The 15,249-nt window shown below is 73.7% G+C and carries 15 protein-coding genes; 9 read left to right on the forward strand and 6 right to left on the reverse strand.

The window, feature by feature from the left end; translation table 11 throughout:
* Window positions 1–3 precede the first annotated feature (3 nt).
* Both ACFY8U_RS33935 and ACFY8U_RS33940 read left to right on the forward strand, forming a co-directional pair.
* Window positions 4–678: a futalosine hydrolase gene (locus ACFY8U_RS33935; protein ID WP_389576012.1), complete on the forward strand. Its 675-nt coding sequence runs from the start codon at window positions 4–6 to the stop codon at window positions 676–678.
* A complete protein-coding gene (locus ACFY8U_RS33940; protein ID WP_389576013.1) occupies window positions 675–1,526 on the forward strand; it encodes a 1,4-dihydroxy-6-naphthoate synthase in 852 nt (283 codons plus the stop codon). Before ACFY8U_RS33935 ends, ACFY8U_RS33940 begins: the two co-directional genes overlap by 4 nt.
* Window positions 1,527–1,544: 18 nt before the next feature.
* Here ACFY8U_RS33940 and ACFY8U_RS33945 read toward each other — a convergent pair whose 3' ends face one another.
* Complete coding sequence (locus ACFY8U_RS33945; protein ID WP_361437137.1) at window positions 1,545–1,928, reverse strand: cold-shock protein; 384 nt, start codon at window positions 1,926–1,928, stop codon at window positions 1,545–1,547.
* Between the two features lie 151 nt (window positions 1,929–2,079).
* On the opposite strand from ACFY8U_RS33945, the gene ACFY8U_RS33950 reads away from it, so the two are divergent.
* Entirely contained in the window at window positions 2,080–2,349 is a 270-nt protein-coding gene (locus ACFY8U_RS33950; protein ID WP_389576014.1) for a hypothetical protein, read from the forward strand.
* On the opposite strand, the gene ACFY8U_RS33955 is transcribed toward ACFY8U_RS33950, so the two are convergent.
* The gene (locus ACFY8U_RS33955; protein ID WP_361598795.1) at window positions 2,346–2,975 is read right to left on the reverse strand and encodes a haloacid dehalogenase-like hydrolase; all 630 of its coding nucleotides are present in this window, start codon (window positions 2,973–2,975) and stop codon (window positions 2,346–2,348) included. The genes ACFY8U_RS33950 and ACFY8U_RS33955 overlap by 4 nt on opposite strands.
* Window positions 2,976–3,083: 108 nt before the next feature.
* Between ACFY8U_RS33955 and ACFY8U_RS33960 the strand changes: the two genes are divergently transcribed.
* The 3 genes from ACFY8U_RS33960 to ACFY8U_RS33970 are packed head-to-tail and all read left to right on the forward strand — an operon-like array spanning window position 3,084 to window position 5,979.
* A complete protein-coding gene (locus tag ACFY8U_RS33960; RefSeq protein ID WP_361437130.1) occupies window positions 3,084–4,088 on the forward strand; it encodes an iron ABC transporter permease in 1,005 nt (334 codons plus the stop codon).
* The gene (locus ACFY8U_RS33965) at window positions 4,085–5,176 is read left to right on the forward strand and encodes a FecCD family ABC transporter permease (RefSeq protein WP_389576015.1); all 1,092 of its coding nucleotides are present in this window, start codon (window positions 4,085–4,087) and stop codon (window positions 5,174–5,176) included. The genes ACFY8U_RS33960 and ACFY8U_RS33965 overlap by 4 nt, the downstream gene beginning before the upstream one ends.
* A complete protein-coding gene (locus ACFY8U_RS33970) occupies window positions 5,173–5,979 on the forward strand; it encodes an ABC transporter ATP-binding protein (protein WP_389576016.1) in 807 nt (268 codons plus the stop codon). The genes ACFY8U_RS33965 and ACFY8U_RS33970 overlap by 4 nt, the downstream gene beginning before the upstream one ends.
* Window positions 5,980–6,018: 39 nt before the next feature.
* Here the strand turns inward: ACFY8U_RS33970 and ACFY8U_RS33975 are convergent, their stop codons facing one another.
* Window positions 6,019–6,933 (reverse strand): hypothetical protein, encoded by a 915-nt coding sequence (locus ACFY8U_RS33975; protein ID WP_389576017.1) that lies wholly within the window; start codon window positions 6,931–6,933, stop codon window positions 6,019–6,021.
* Between the two features lie 62 nt (window positions 6,934–6,995).
* Between ACFY8U_RS33975 and ACFY8U_RS33980 the strand changes: the two genes are divergently transcribed.
* Window positions 6,996–9,761, forward strand: coding sequence for a helicase-associated domain-containing protein (locus tag ACFY8U_RS33980; protein ID WP_389576018.1), 2,766 nt, complete (start codon window positions 6,996–6,998; stop codon window positions 9,759–9,761).
* A gap of 110 nt (window positions 9,762–9,871) precedes the next feature.
* A complete protein-coding gene (locus ACFY8U_RS33985) occupies window positions 9,872–11,533 on the forward strand; it encodes a DNA repair helicase XPB (RefSeq protein ID WP_361437118.1) in 1,662 nt (553 codons plus the stop codon).
* 124 nt (window positions 11,534–11,657) lie between these two features.
* Here ACFY8U_RS33985 and ACFY8U_RS33990 read toward each other — a convergent pair whose 3' ends face one another.
* Both ACFY8U_RS33990 and ACFY8U_RS33995 read right to left on the reverse strand, forming a co-directional pair.
* Window positions 11,658–12,020, reverse strand: coding sequence for a hypothetical protein (locus tag ACFY8U_RS33990; protein WP_389576019.1), 363 nt, complete (start codon window positions 12,018–12,020; stop codon window positions 11,658–11,660).
* A 48-nt stretch (window positions 12,021–12,068) separates the two neighbouring features.
* Window positions 12,069–12,248 (reverse strand): hypothetical protein, encoded by a 180-nt coding sequence (locus ACFY8U_RS33995; RefSeq protein ID WP_361598815.1) that lies wholly within the window; start codon window positions 12,246–12,248, stop codon window positions 12,069–12,071.
* A 256-nt stretch (window positions 12,249–12,504) separates the two neighbouring features.
* On the opposite strand from ACFY8U_RS33995, the gene ACFY8U_RS34000 reads away from it, so the two are divergent.
* Window positions 12,505–14,538 (forward strand): HelD family protein, encoded by a 2,034-nt coding sequence (locus tag ACFY8U_RS34000; RefSeq protein ID WP_389576020.1) that lies wholly within the window; start codon window positions 12,505–12,507, stop codon window positions 14,536–14,538.
* On the opposite strand, the gene ACFY8U_RS34005 is transcribed toward ACFY8U_RS34000, so the two are convergent.
* On the reverse strand, window positions 14,539–15,231 hold the full coding sequence (locus tag ACFY8U_RS34005) for an esterase/lipase family protein (RefSeq protein ID WP_389576021.1): 693 nt from the start codon (window positions 15,229–15,231) through the stop codon (window positions 14,539–14,541).
* Window positions 15,232–15,249 lie beyond the last annotated feature (18 nt).

Genomic DNA, 15,249 nt, shown 5'->3' on the forward strand with positions numbered 1-15,249 from the left:
CCGGTGACGGTCCGGACCCTGATCGTGACGGCCGTGGCGGCGGAGGCGGACTCCGTCGCGCGCGGCCTTCGCGTCGACGGGCCGCACGCCGCCGACGTACTCGTCGGCGGTGTCGGGCCCGCGGCCGCCGCCGCGGCCACCGCCACCGCGCTCGCGCGGGCCGCCACCCCCTACGACCTCGTCGTCTCCGCCGGGATCGCCGGCGGGTTCCAGCCCCTCGCGCCCCTCGGCTCCGTCGTCGTGTCCGGCGCGATCGTCTCCGCCGACCTGGGCGCGCAGACGCCCGACGGCTACCTCACCGTCGAAGAGCTCGGCTTCGGTCGCTCCACGCACCCCGTGCCGCCCGCCCTGACCGGGCGGATCTCCGACGCCCTCGCCCGCGGCGGGCAGCGCCACACCGTCGCGCCCGTCCTCACCGTCTCCACCGTCACCGGCACGGCCGAGCGGGCCGCCGAGCTGGCGGCCCGTCACCCCGGCGCCGCCGCCGAGGCGATGGAGGGGTTCGGCGTCGCCGAGGCCGCCGCCGCCCACGGCGTACCCGTGGTCGAGATCCGCGCCGTCTCCAACGCCGTCGGCCCGCGCGACCGGGCCGCCTGGCGTATCGGCGAGGCCCTGGACTCGCTGCGGCACACGTTCCAGCTGCTCAGCACCACCGTCTTCGTGGAGCCCGCCCCATGACGCCCAAGCTCAAGATCGCGTACTCGCCCTGCCCGAACGACACCTTCGTCTTCGACGCCTGGGCCCACGGCCGCGTCCCCGGCGCCCCGCGCCTCGACGTGACGTTCGCCGACATCGACCTCACCAACGGCTGGGCCGAGAGCGCCGACCCCGCGTACGACGTCCTGAAGGTCTCGTACGCGGTGCTGCCCTGGGTCCTCGACGAGTACGCCCTGCTGCCCTGCGGCGGCGCGCTGGGCCGCGGCTGCGGCCCCCTGGTGCTCACCCGGGAGCCGGGGGTGGATCTGGCGGGGAAGACCGTCGCCGTGCCGAGCGAGCGCTCCACGGCGTACCTGCTGTTCCGGCTCTGGGCGGCGGACGTCGTCCCGGACGGGGTCGGGAACGTCGTCGTCATGCCGTTCCACGAGATCATGCCCGCCGTGCGCGACGGGAAGGTCGACGCGGGGCTCGTCATCCACGAGGCCCGGTTCACCTACCAGAACTACGGTCTGCACGCGCTGGCCGACATGGGCACCCACTGGGAGGACACCACCGGTCTCCCGATCCCGCTCGGTGCGATCATCGCCCGCCGCTCGCTCGGCCAGGACGTGCTGCGGAGCCTCGCGGACGCGGCCCGTGCATCGGTTCGGATGGCTTGGGACGACCCGGCCGTCTCACGCCCGTACGTACTCGAGCACGCGCAGGAGATGGACCCCAAGGTGGCCGATCAGCACATCGGTCTCTACGTCAACGAGTTCACGGCCGACCTCGGGGAGGCCGGCTACGCGGCCGTGCGCGGGCTGCTCACACGCGCGGCGGCCGAGGGGCTGGTACCGCCCCTCGGCCCGGATGCGCTGTCGTTCCCGTAACGGAACGGATGGATCGGATCAGACGTCGAGCTGGTCCGCGACCGCCCGCAGCAGGCCCGCGATCTTGCCGCCCTGCGCCCTGTCGGGGTAGCGGCCGCGCTCCAGCATCGGCGTGATGTTCTCCAGGAGCGTCGTCAGGTCCTGCACGATGGACGCCAGTTCGTCGGGCTTACGGCGCTGCGCCGCGGCGACGGACGGGGTCGGGTCGAGGACCGTCACGGAGAGCGCCTGGTCACCGCGCTGTCCGGCGACCACCCCGAACTCCACACGCTGCCCCGGCTTGAGGGCGTCGACTCCGGCAGGGAGCACCGACGAGTGGACGAAGACGTCGCCGCCGTCGTCGCGGGAGAGAAAGCCGAAGCCCTTCTCGCTGTTGAACCATTTGACCTTGCCGGTAGGCACGTCCGTCCTCGTCCTCGTACTCGATGGAATGCGCCGGGAATCCGGCTCTGGAGACCGATTCAGCGGTCGCCCGCACCAAGGCTAATGGGCTTCGGGGCGGTGACAAGACGTCGCCGGTTTGTTCCTTCGGCCTGGGAACTACCCTGGCCGAATGCGTAGTGAAACCCCTTCGGCCCCGTCGGACGACAGCGCTCCGGGTGACGGCCTCGTCCGTGCCGGTGCGATTGTCTTCATCATCGGTGCGGTGGCCACGCTGGTCACGGTCGCGCCGCTGTTCCTCGGCACCGACCCGTTTCCGCCGGTCGCGTACGCCGTCTGCATGCTGATGGGCGTCGGATTCCTGGTCGCGGGAGCCGGTGTGCTGCGCTCGATCGGGGCTCAGCGGCGGCAGGCGAAGGCGGCCGGGGCCGGGGCCGACTAGCCCCGGTACGCCTCCCACCAGGCACGGAACCCGGTGAGATCCGGCAGGACGACGTCCGCGCCGGCGGCCCGCAGCTCCGCCTCGTCGCACGGTCCGGTCGCCACGGCCACCGACAGGGCGCCCGCGGTCGCGGCGCCGCGTACGTCGCCGGTGTGGTCGCCGACGTACACCCGCGCGCCGTACTCGCGCAGGGCCTCCGCCTTGCCCTCGGCCCACAGTCCGCCGATGACGGCGTCCGGGTCGATGCCGAGGTGGGAGAGGTGCAGCTTGGCGTGCGGCTCGTTCTTCGCGGTGACGACGATGGCGCGGCCGCCCGCCTCGCGAACGGCTTGAATCGCATCCCGGGCGCCGGGCAGCGCGAGCGAGGGCTCGATCGCGTACGTCGGGTAGAGCGCGCGGTACTGGCCGACCCGCTCCACGATCTCCGCCTCCGGGAACCAGTGGGCCAGCTCGTGCTCCAGCGGCGGCCCGAGCCGCGAGACCGCCAGATCGGCGTCGATCGCGACGCCGACCTGCGCGGAGAAGGCCTCGTAGGTGGCCTTGATGCCCGGGCGGGAGTCGATCAGCGTCATGTCCAGGTCGAAGCCGACGGTAAGCGGGAGTCGCGCGAGAGTCATGGGTGACATTGTGCCCGGGTGTTCGAACAGGCCTGCTGCTTAGACTGACCCCCGCCGACCGGGTGAGCCCAGGCTCACCGAAGTCGACGTACCACCCGCACCTCCCGATGGGCCTCGATGACCGCCGCTTTCCGTTCCAGACGCGTTCTGGCCACCACCGTCGCCGTCGTCGCCCTCCTCCTCGCGATCCTGCTGAGCCTCGCCGTGGGCGCCCGGGCCGTCGCCCCGTCCACGGTCCTCGACGCGCTGCTGCACGGCGGCACGAGCGACGACGCCGAGGTCGTACGGCAGATGCGCGTCCCCAGGACGCTGATCGGGCTGATGGTCGGCGCCGCCCTCGCCCTCGCGGGCACGGCCCTGCAGGGCATCACCCGGAACCCGATCGCCGACCCGGGGATCCTCGGCATCAGCCAGGGCGCCTCGGTGGGCGTGGTCCTCGCGATCGCCTTCGCCGGGGTGCACACGCTGACGGGGTACGTGTGGTTCGCCTTCGCGGGCGCGGCCCTCGCGTCGGTCGCGGTGTACGCGATCGCCTCCAGCGGGCGCGGCGGGGCGACGCCGGTGAAGCTGGCGCTCGGCGGCGCCGCGATCAACGCGCTGCTGCTGTCCGTGACGACCGGGGTGCTCACGACCAGGGCGTCGGCGCTCGACGAGTTCCGGTTCTGGCAGATCGGCTCGCTGGACGGGCGGGACGCCGAGGTCGTCGGCCAGATCTGGCCCTTCCTGCTGCTCGGCGCGGTGCTCGTGCTCTCCGTGGCCCGGGGACTGGACGCGCTGGCGCTCGGCGAGGACGTGGCGAAGGGGCTCGGCCAGCGGGTGGCGACGGTACGGATCGTGGGCGGTGTCGGGGCGACCGTGCTGACCGGCGCGGGGGTCGCGGCGGCCGGACCGATCGCGTTCGTCGGCCTCGCGGTGCCGCACATCGCCCGCGCGATCGTGGGCAGCGACCACCGCTGGGTGCTGCCGATGGCGGCCCTGGTGGGGCCCGTGATGCTGCTGGTGTCGGACGTGATCGGGCGGGTGCTCTTTCCTCCGGGCGAGGTGCCCGCGGGGGTGATGACGGCGCTCATCGGGGTGCCGTTCCTGGTGACGCTGGTGCGCCGGAAGGCGGTGCCGGCATGACGACGACGTCTGCACGTCCTGCCGGGCGCGTCCGTCCTGCCGGGCGTGTACGGCCTGCCGGGTACGGGGTCGTGCGCGCGGGCGGCGGGTCGTTCCTGCTGCACCGGCGCTCGGCGCTGGTGGCCACGGGTCTTCTGCTGCTGCTCGTCGCGGTCTGCGTCGCGTACCTCTGTGTCGGCGAGAAGTTCGTCGCACCGGGCGAGGTCCTGAAGGTGGTCCTCGGGCAGGAGTCCCGGTCCGCGTTCGTCGTCGAGGAGCTGCGGATGCCGCGGCTCGCGGTCGGGCTGATGGTCGGCGCCGCGTTCGGGATCGCCGGCGCCCTCATCCAGACCGTCGCCCGCAACCCGCTGGCCAGCCCCGACATCATCGGCATCAGCCAGGGCGCGGGCGCGCTGACGGTCGGCGCGATGACCTTCGGCCTCACCTCGTACACCGTCCTGCCGTACCTCTCGGTCGTCGGCGGCATCGCGGCCGCCGCGCTCGTGTACGTCTTCGCGTGGCGCGGCGGGCTGCACGCGACGCGGTTCGTGCTGATCGGGATCGGCTTCGCGATCGCGCTGCGCTCGCTGATCACCCTGTTCATGACCAAGGGCGACTACCTGGTCGCCCAGCAGGCCCAGATCTGGATGACCGGCTCGCTGAACGGGCGCGGCTGGGACGAGGCGGCGCCGATCCGCTGGACCCTGATCGTGCTGCTCCCGGCGATCCTGTGGGCGGCGCGCGCGCAGCGCACGGTGTCGTTGGACGACGACACGGCGACGGCCCTGGGGGTCTCGCTCGGGCGGACCCGGCTGGGGCTCGTGTGCGTCGGCGTCGTGCTCGCGTCGGTGGCCACGGGGGTGGCCGGTCCGGTCGACTTCGTGGCGCTGCTCGCCCCGCAGATCGCCCGGCGGATGACGCGTACGGCACAGATCCCGCTGCTGTGCTCGGCGCTGATGGGCGCGTTCGTCGTGGTGCTCGCGGATCTGCTGGGCAAGCGGCTGTTCTCGCCGACCGAGCTGCCGGTGGGTGTCCTGACGGCGGCGGTCGGCGCCCCGTATCTGATCTGGCTCATCGTCCGGAGCCGAAGCGTGGGAGGAAAGTCGTGAGCCGGCTGACCGCGCGCGAGCTGACGCTCGCGTACGAGGACCGTACGGTCGTGGAGGAGCTGGACCTTGCCGTCCCGGACGGCAAGGTGACCGTGATCGTCGGTCCTAACGCGTGCGGGAAGTCGACGACGCTGCGGGCACTCGGGCGGCTGCTCAAGCCGGCGGGCGGGGCGGTGCTCCTCGACGGGGAGTCGCTGGCGAAGCTGCCGACGAAGCGGATCGCGCAGTCGATCGGGCTGCTGCCGCAGACCCCTGTCGCACCGGAGGCGATCACGGTCGCCGACCTCGTCTCGCGGGGACGTCAGCCGCACCAGGCGTGGTGGAAGCAGTGGTCGGAGGCGGACGAGCGGGCGGTCCAGGAGGCCATGGCGTCGACGGACGTCGCCGCGCTGGCCGACCGGTCGGTGGACGAGCTGTCGGGCGGTCAGCGGCAGCGGGTCTGGATCGCGATGGCGCTCGCGCAGGAGACGGATCTGCTGCTGCTCGACGAGCCGACGACGTACCTGGACATCGCCCACCAGGTGGAGGTCCTGGACCTGGTGCGCCGCCTGAACGTGGCGCGGGGCCGGACGGTCGTCCTGGTCCTCCACGACCTGAACCAGGCGGCGCGGTACGCGGACCATCTGGTGGCGATGAAGGCGGGGCGCGTGGTGGCGGAGGGGGCGCCGGAGGACGTGGTGACGGAGGACCTGGTCCGCGACGTCTTCGGCCTGAAGTCGGTGGTGGTCCCGGACCCCGTCACGGGCTCCCCCCTGGTGGTCCCGGGGGCGCCGTGGGGGGCGGTGCCGGCACCCAGGGGGTGACGGTGGGTTCCGCCGGGTGCGGCGGGGGCCACAGGGGCGTCACACGTGGCGGCGGCTGCGCCACACGAGGTAGAGCGACGTCGCGATCGCCGCGCCCTTGAGCGTCCACGGCCACGTCTCCGAGATCGCCGCCCCCAGCGCCTCGCTCCCCGCCGCCACCGGCTCGCCCCAGCGGCCGTCCGCCCGGCCCCAGAGCCAGGCCACGCCCGCCGTCGCCGCGAGGAGCGGGAGGATGACGACCGCGAACCGCGTCTCCCCCGCCGAGAGGCGGCGCGAGCCGTACGCGAGGAGCCAGCCCAGGGCCAGCGCCACCAGCGAGCCGAAGACCGCGCCGCCGAGCAGCAGAAGCGCCGCCACCAACAGCATCGGGCTGCCGAACCGGACGCGGCGCGCGACAGCTTCCTCCTCGGGCAGCCGCCGCGGCCGCAGGACACGTCGCCACATCGGCCGGCGGCCGGCGGCCTCCAGGTCCGGCTCCCCCGGCTCCCCCGCGTCCTCCTCCGTCTCCCCCGGCGGCGGCTTCAGGATCTCCGGGATCTCCACGCCGCCCCTGAACCCCGGCACCAGGTCGTCCCCCGGCAGCGCCGGCTCGCGGTCGTCCAGCCGCCACCAGTCCGGTTCCGTGTCGGCCGACCCGACCTCGTCCGTCCCGGCCAGGTGCGGAGGCGCGGCTCCGGCGGTCGGCTCCGGGCGGGGCATCGGTACCGAGGGCGACGGCGACGGCGCGATACCCGCCGCCCGGTCCACCACCTCGTCCGGCGAGCCCAGTTCGTCGAGGAGGGAGCGGACCGCCGTCGGACTCTCCCGGCCGTACGTGGCGCGCCGCCGGTCGATCTCGCCCCGGAGCGACGACACGAGCTTCATCCGCGCCCCCGACGGCAGCTGCCGCTGCTGCGCCAGATCGCCCACCCGGCTCAGATAGTCGAAGACCAACTGGTCGCTCTCGATGCCCACAGTCCCCTCCACGGCCGGTACGCCCCGACGTTAGCGCCCGCGCAGGGGCTAACGTGGGGCGGATGGGGATCGGTGAGCTCGATCGGGAGGCGCACGTGCCCGGAGGAACTGGCGCCGCCGCTGCGCCGCGCACGCTCGCGGAGGCGCTGCGCGCGCGGGGCGACGAAGGGCTCGCCGCGCTGTTGCGCGCCCGCCCCGATCTGCTCTCCCCCGTGCCGAACGACCTGACCCAGCTCGCCACCAGGGCCGGAACCCGCGGCTCCGTGGTGCGCGCGCTCGAACGGCTCGACCGGTTCACGCTCCAGACCGCCGAGGCGCTGGCCGTGGCCCCGGACCCCGCCCCGTATCCCGTACTCCTCGCTCTCCTCACCGGCGACGACGGCGACCCGGACATCGAGGCGGCGCTGCCCCGCGCCGTGGAGGTGCTGCGCGAACAGGCCCTGGTCTGGGGCGAGGACGATCGGCTGCGGCTCGTACGGACCGCGCGGGAGCTGCTCGCGCCCTCCCCGCAGCACCCGTCCCCGACCGGTCTCGGGCCGACCGTCTCCGAGTCGACGGCCGGGATGTCGCCGGGCCGGATCCAGGAGATCCTCGCGGCCGCCGGGCTGCCCGCGACGCACGACCCGGTGTCGGCGGTGGCGGCGCTGACGGATCTGTTCACCGACCGGGACCGGATGGGCGCACTGCTCGACACGGCGCCGTCGGACGCGCTGGCGGTGCTCGACCGGCTGGTGTGGGGCCCGCCGTACGGCGAGGTCACGGCGAACCCGGCCCCGCCGGTCCGCTGGCTCCGTGACCGCGGCCTGCTGCTGCCCGCCTCGCCCCGCACCGTCGTCCTGCCCCGGGAGGCGGCGTTGCACCTGCGCGGCGGCCGGGCGCACCGCTCGCCCGAGCCGCACGCGCCGACGCTGGCCGTTCTGCGCGAATACCGTCCCCAGGTTGTGGACAACGCGGCGGCAGGCCAGGCGTACACGGCGCTCGCGACGGTCGAGGAGCTGCTGAAGACCTGGGACCAGGGCGGCCCCGCCGTCCTGCGCGCGGGCGGGATGTCCGTACGGGACCTCAAGCGGACCGCCACGGCGCTGGACGTGACGGAGCAGGTCGCGGCGTTCTGGCTGGAGCTGGCGTACGGGGCGGGGCTGCTCGCCTCGGACGGCGAGGCGGACGAGCGGTACGCGCCGACGCCCGCCTACGACGACTGGCTCGACCTGCCGCCCGCCGAGCGCTGGGCCCGGCTCGCCACGTCCTGGCTGGTGGGTACGCGGACCTCGGGGCTCGTCGGCGGCCAGGACGCGAAGGGCCGCGCGCTCTCCGCCCTGGGCCCGGACCTCGACCGGGGCGCGGCACCGGAGGTACGGCGCCGGGTCCTCACCCTGCAGGCGACGCTGCCGCCCGGCGTGGCGGCGGACCCGGAGACATTGCTGGCCCGGCTGCGGTGGGAGCGCCCGCTGCGGGGCTCGTCGGCGGGCGGCGCGGGCGCGCCGGACCAGGGCGCCGGCACGGCCACGGGCGGCCGGGGCGGCCCGAGCGGGACGGGGCATGGCGGCGCGTACGGCGCTGGTGCGGGTGCGGGCGGCGCGTACGGCACCACCGGTACGGCGTACGGCACAGGCACCGGCACCGGCACCGGCACCGGCACCGCGTACGGCACAGGCACCGGCACCGGGCCCGGCGGCGGTACGGGCGCCACCCGGTCCGCCACCGGACACGGGCCCAGCGACCTCCGGTCCCGGCTCGCCCTGTGGACCCTCGCCGAGGCCGAGCTGCTCGGGATCACCGGGCGCGGCGCCCTCGCCTCGCCCGCCCGGGCGCTGCTCAACCTGCCGCTCGCCGAGGCGGCCGCCGAGCCGGTCGCCGAACACGGCGTCGAGCTGTCCGTCGCCGCCGCCCGCGCCGCGACCCTGCTCGCCCCGCTGCTCCCCGAGGCCGTCGACCACGTGCTGCTCCAGGCCGATCTCACCGCCGTCGCACCGGGACCGCTCAGGCGCCCGCTCGCCGACATGCTCTCCGTCCTCGCGGACGTGGAGTCGAAGGGCGGTGCGACCGTCTACCGGTTCACGCCGGGCTCGGTCCGCCGCGCGCTCGACGCCGGGCGCAGCGCGTCCGACCTCCAGGACTTCCTGACGGCCCACTCCCGTACGCCGGTCCCGCAGCCGCTCTCGTACCTCATCGACGACGTGGCGCGGAAACACGGCCACCTCCGGATCGGCGCCGCCTCCGCCTACGTACGCTGCGACGACGACGCGCTCCTCGGCGAGATCCTGGCCGACAAGCGTTCCGCGTCGCTGCGGCTGCGCCGCCTCGCGCCGACCGTGCTCGCCGCCCAGACCGACCCTGCGGCGCTGCTCGACGGGCTGCGGTCGATGGGATACGCCCCGGCCGCCGAGTCCGCGGCCGGCGACGTCCTGATCACCCGCGCCGACGCCTACCGCACCGGCCCCCGCACCGCGCCCGCGCCCGTCCCCGACGGCCCGCCCGCCCCTGACGGGACGCTCCTCGGCGCGGCGGTCCGCGCGATCCGGTCGGGGGACGCGGCCGCGACGGCGGTCCGCAAGGAACGCCCCGATGCCCCGGCCCGCGCCGGCGGCGAGCTGCCCCGCACCTCCCCCGCCGAGACCCTGGCCACCGTCCAGGCCGCCGCGATGACCGGCTCCGCCGTCTGGATCGGCTACGTCAACGCGGAGGGCGCGGCGAGCCAGCGCGTCATCGCCCCGGTCCGGGTGGAGGGCGGTTTCGTGACGGGCTACGACCACACGGCGGACGAAGTCCGCACGTACCCCCTCCACCGCATCACGGGCGTCGCGGAACTGGCGGACGACCAGGTCTAGGGGATCCGCCGGACACCCTCTGGCCGTCCGGCCGGTGCGGCGGCCCCCACCTGCATCGGCCGGGTGTCAGGCACACTGGATGTTTGGCCCGTGCGAAGGGATGTACGTACGTGAACGGACCACTCATCGTCCAGAGCGACAAGACGCTGCTCCTGGAGGTCGACCACGAGCTCGCCGACGCCTGTCGGCGGGCCATCGCGCCGTTCGCCGAGCTGGAGCGGGCGCCCGAGCACATCCACACGTACCGGGTGACGCCGCTCGGCCTGTGGAACGCGCGGGCCGCCGGGCACGACGCCGAGCAGGTCGTCGACGCGCTCGTCGAGTTCTCCCGCTACCCCGTGCCGCACGCGCTCCTCGTGGACGTCGCCGAGACCATGGCCCGCTACGGCCGGCTGACGCTCTCCAAGCACCCCACCCACGGGCTCGTCCTCACCTCCACCGACCGGCCCGTCCTGGAGGAGATCCTCCGCTCGAAGAAGGTGCAGCCGCTCGTCGGCGCCCGGATCGACCCGGACACCGTCGCCGTGCACCCCTCCGAGCGCGGCCAGATCAAGCAGACGCTCCTGAAGCTGGGCTGGCCCGCCGAGGACCTCGCCGGTTACGTCGACGGCGAGGCGCACCCGATCGAACTCGCCGAGGACGGCTGGGCCCTTCGCCCGTACCAGAAGCAGGCCGTCGAGGGCTTCTGGCACGGCGGCTCCGGTGTCGTCGTGCTTCCCTGCGGCGCCGGAAAGACGCTGGTCGGCGCCGGGGCGATGGCCCAGGCGAAGGCCACCACGCTCATCCTGGTCACCAACACCGTCTCGGCCCGTCAGTGGAAGCACGAGCTGGTGAAGCGGACCTCGCTCACCGAGGACGAGATCGGCGAGTACTCCGGTACGAAGAAGGAGATCCGGCCGGTCACCATCGCCACCTACCAGGTGCTCACGACCAAGCGGAAGGGGATCTACCCCCACCTGGAGCTCTTCGACTCCCGCGACTGGGGCCTGATCGTCTACGACGAGGTGCACCTGCTGCCCGCGCCCGTCTTCAAGTTCACCGCCGACCTCCAGGCCCGGCGGCGGCTCGGACTCACGGCCACGCTGGTGCGCGAGGACGGACGCGAGTCCGATGTCTTCTCGCTCATCGGGCCGAAGCGGTTCGACGCGCCATGGAAGGAGATCGAGGCGCAGGGGTACATCGCGCCCGCCGACTGCGTCGAGGTCCGGGTCAACCTGACGGAGTCGGAGCGGCTGGCGTACGCGACCGCCGAGACGGAGGAGAAGTACCGCTTCTGCGCCACGACGGCGACGAAGCGGAAGGTGACCGAGGCGCTCGTGCGGAAGTTCGCCGGGCAGCAGATCCTCGTCATCGGCCAGTACATCGACCAGCTGGACGAGCTCGGCGAGCATCTGGACGCGCCGGTCATCAAGGGCGAGACGTCGAACGCGCAGCGCGAGAAGCTCTTCGGGGCGTTCCGTGAGGGCGAGATCAGCGTGCTCGTCGTCTCGAAGGTGGCGAACTTCTCCATCGACCTGCCGGAGGCGACGGTCGCGATCCAGGTGTCGGGCACGTTCGGCTCGCGCCAGGAGGAGGCGCAGCGCCTCGGCCGGGTGCTGCGGCCGAAGTCCGACGGGCACCAGGCGCACTTCTACTCGGTCGTCGCGCGCGACACGATCGACCAGGACTTCGCGGCGCACCGCCAGCGGTTCCTCGCGGAGCAGGGCTACGCGTACCGGATCGTGGACGCGGACGAACTGATGGCGGGCGAGGGCGAACAGGCGGGGCAGTAGCGCCGAGGTCCGGTGCCGGGTGCCGGCGGGTCGACCGGCGCCGGGCTCCGGTGGCCGGTCGGCGCGATGCCGGCCGATGGCCGGGGACAGCGCGCCCGCCCGTACGCCGGCCGGGCTCACGGCATCAGTCCATCATCGCGATCAACGGGGCGATCAGCGCCAGCATGTACTGGAGGGCCACCGCGTACGTGCGCGCGCGGTGGGCCAGGACCGAGCGGGGCAGTACGGCGGCGACGAGACCGGCCAGGGTGCCGAGGCCCAGCGCCCAGAAGGCCGCGTCGATCGCCGCACCGGCTCTGCCGTCGTCGCCGATGCTGTCCTCCAGCATGACGATCGCGGTGAGGACGAAGGAGACGAAGAGCGCCAGGAGGCCGCAGAGCGCGATGATCCGCAGCGCGCGGGCGGACGGGGCCGTCGGGTCGGGCACGGCCGTCGGCTCGGGCTCGGCCGTGGGAGCCGCCGCCTGGGGTGCCTGGTTCGTCGTCATGCCCCGATCACATCAGCGCAGGCCGGACCCGGGCATGGGCGGTCGTACTCAGTCCGGGCCTCCGATGTACTCGGGTCGGGGGTTCCTGACCCCCGCCTCCTCGGCGTACCGGCCGAGCACGACGACGTCCACGGCGGCGGTGCCGTAGGCGCGTATCGCGCGGAGCGCGAGGGCGAGTCGGTGGGAGCGGGGAATCGTGCGGTCGGGGGTGAAGGTCGCTGTGGTCATGCCTCCATGATGGAATCCGGACATTCCGAACACATCAGGCTGGGGGTGGAAACCTCCGTCCCCCTCAGGAGGGACCCACCCCCTACGGGTCCGATCAGCGCCCTCCCTCACGGAAAACCATTCGCCTCCCCCGCGCCCCCGAAGCTACAATCTCCGACTTCCCCGCCTCCCTCCGTGGAGCGCCGCCTCCGGTCGGAAACCGGCGGCCGCCCTGTCATGTCCCGTGTGTCCCGCACCCCGGCCTGGAGGCTTCCGCATGTCCACGTCCGTCGATCCGCTCGCGCGCGAACGCGCCCATCTCGCCGACTCGCGCGCCGCGCTGCGGGCGATGCGCGAGGACGTCGAGGCGCTCGACATCAAGGACGTCACCGCGAACTGGGTCAACTCGCTCGTCCTCGGCCGCCAGATCGAGGAGCGCATCAAGGCCCTCGCCGACCTCTCCCACACGCCGCTCTTCTTCGGCCGGCTCGACTACCTGCACACCACGCAGGAGGGCCAGCGCTTCTACATCGGCCGACGGCACGTCCACGACGCCGGCGGCGACCCCATGGTCATCGACTGGCGCGCCCCGGTCTCCCAGCCGTTCTACCGGGCCTCGAAGAAGGACCCGCAGGACGTCGGGCTGCGGCGCCGGTTCGGCTACACGGGCGGCGAGCTCACCGCGTACGAGGACGAGCATCTCTCCGACCCGGCCGAGCAGGAGCGGACGAGCCGGCTGCTCCAGGCCGAGATCGAGCGCCCGCGCGTGGGACCGATGCGGGACATCGTCGCCACCATCCAGCCCGAGCAGGACGAGATCGTACGGTCGGGGCTCGGCGGCACCGTCTGCGTCCAGGGCGGCCCCGGCACCGGAAAGACGGCCGTGGGCCTGCACCGGGTCGCGTACCTCCTCTACGCGCACCGGGACCGGCTCGCCCGCACCGGCACGCTCGTCATCGGGCCGAACCGCTCCTTCCTCCACTACATCGAGCAGGTCCTCCCCGCCCTCGGCGAGCTGGAGGTCCAGCAGGCCACCGTCGACGACCTCGTCGCCCATGTCGAGGTGCGCGGCACCGACGAGGCGGCGACGGCGACCGTCAAGGGCGACGCGAGGATGGCGGAGGTGCTGCGCCGCGCGGTCCGCTCGCACGTCACGCTGCCGACGGAGCCGCTGATGGTGGTGCGCGGTTCGCGTCGCTGGCGCGTCCCCGCGTACGAACTGGAGGAGATGGTCCGCGAGTTGCTGGACCGCGACATCCGTTACGGCGCTGCCCGCGACGCGCTTCCGCAGCGCATCGCGCACGCGGTCCTGGTCCGCATGGAGCAGGCGGGCGAGGCTCCCGACGACCGGGTGCAGGACGCGGTGGCCCGCAACACTGCGGTGAAGGCGGCCGTGAAGGCGCTCTGGCCGCCGGTCGATCCGGCGAAGCTGGTGCTGCGGCTGCTGAGCGACGCCGAGTTCCTCGCCGCGCACGCGGCGGGGATCCTGACCGACGACGAGCAGAAGCTGCTGCTGTGGGCGAAGCCCGCCCGGTCGGTGAAGTCGGCGAAGTGGTCGGCGGCGGACGCGGTCCTGATCGACGAGGCGAAGGACCTGGTGGAGCGGACGCACTCGCTCGGCCACGTCGTCCTCGACGAGGCGCAGGACCTCTCCCCGATGCAGTACCGGGCCGTCGGCCGCCGCTGCACGACCGGTTCGGCGACGATCCTCGGCGACCTGGCGCAGGGCACCACGCCGTGGGCGACCGAGAGCTGGGCGCAGGCGCTGACGCACCTCGGCAAGCCGGAGGCCGTGGTCGAGGAGCTGACCGCCGGTTTCCGTGTGCCGCGCGAGGTCATCGCGTACGCGTCCCTGCTGCTGCCGTACATGTCCCCCGGTCTTGCGGCGGTCGAGTCGGTCCGGGAGAACCCGGGCTCGCTGTCGATCCGCCACCGCGAGCCTGCGGAGCTGGACGCCGGGGTCGTGGCGGCCTGCGTGGAGTCCCTGGAGCACGAGGGCTCCATCGGCCTGATCGCCGCCGACGCCCGGATCGCGCCGCTCGCGGAGGCGCTGACGGCGGCCGGGCTGACGTACCTCTCCCCCGGCGAGGAGACGACGGCCGAGTCCCGTCTGACGCTCGTCCCGGCCTCGCTGGCGAAGGGCCTGGAGTACGACTACGTGGTCCTGGACGACCCGGCCGCCGTCGTGGACGGCGAGCCGGACGAGCGGACGGGACTGCGGCGGCTGTATGTGGCGCTGACGCGTGCGGTGTCGGGGCTGACGGTCGTCCACTCCTCGCCGCTGCCGCCGCAGTTGGACTGCGTCGGCTAGCTAGGAGGCGAGGAAGGCGCGGACTCCCCGGGAGACGCCGTCGTCGCCGAGCAGCGCGTTGTGGTCGAGGCAGCCGGCGGCGTTGTTGGTGGCCCCCGTCAGCGGCACGCTGCTGTCGGGGTTGATGACCTCGTCGCAGTTCGACCACCAGGTGGCGTACCGGACGGCGCCGGGGGTCTCGTCCCCCTCGGCCAGCTTCTTCTGGACGTAGGAGCCCGGCGTCATGTCCCGGCAGGCCTGGTCCCACAGGGCGCAGGCCCACGCCGTGCCGGTGCCGTGGTTGGGGCCGGCGAGCGAGACCCAGTGGGCGACCGACGACTGGCCGGCGGCGTCGAACTTCACGTACCAGCGGGTGAGGAGGCTGCCGAAGGAGTGGGCGACGAGGTCCACCCGGCTCGCGCCGGTCCGCCGCTTGACGTCCGCGACGTACGCGGCGAGTTCGCCGGCGAGGACCTCGTTGACGGACCGGTGGGTGTCGTAGCCGAAGGAGAACAGCTCGGCGTCGGTGTACCCGTCGGCCTTGAGGTTCTCGCGCAGGCCGCCCCAGACCCCGGGGTCGGCGTTGTATCCGTGGACGAGGACGACCGGGGTACGGGCCTGCGCCGCCCCCTGGGCGGGTCCGGCAGTGACCGGGACGAGCAGGGACACGACGAGCGCGAGCAGCGGGACGAACCTGACACGGAGCCTCAACACGCTTCCCCCTACAAGGTG

Origin of the sequence: Streptomyces sp. NPDC012508 (assembly GCF_042902595.1) — a bacterium.
In the GTDB taxonomy this organism is placed as follows: Bacteria; Actinomycetota; Actinomycetes; order Streptomycetales; family Streptomycetaceae; genus Streptomyces.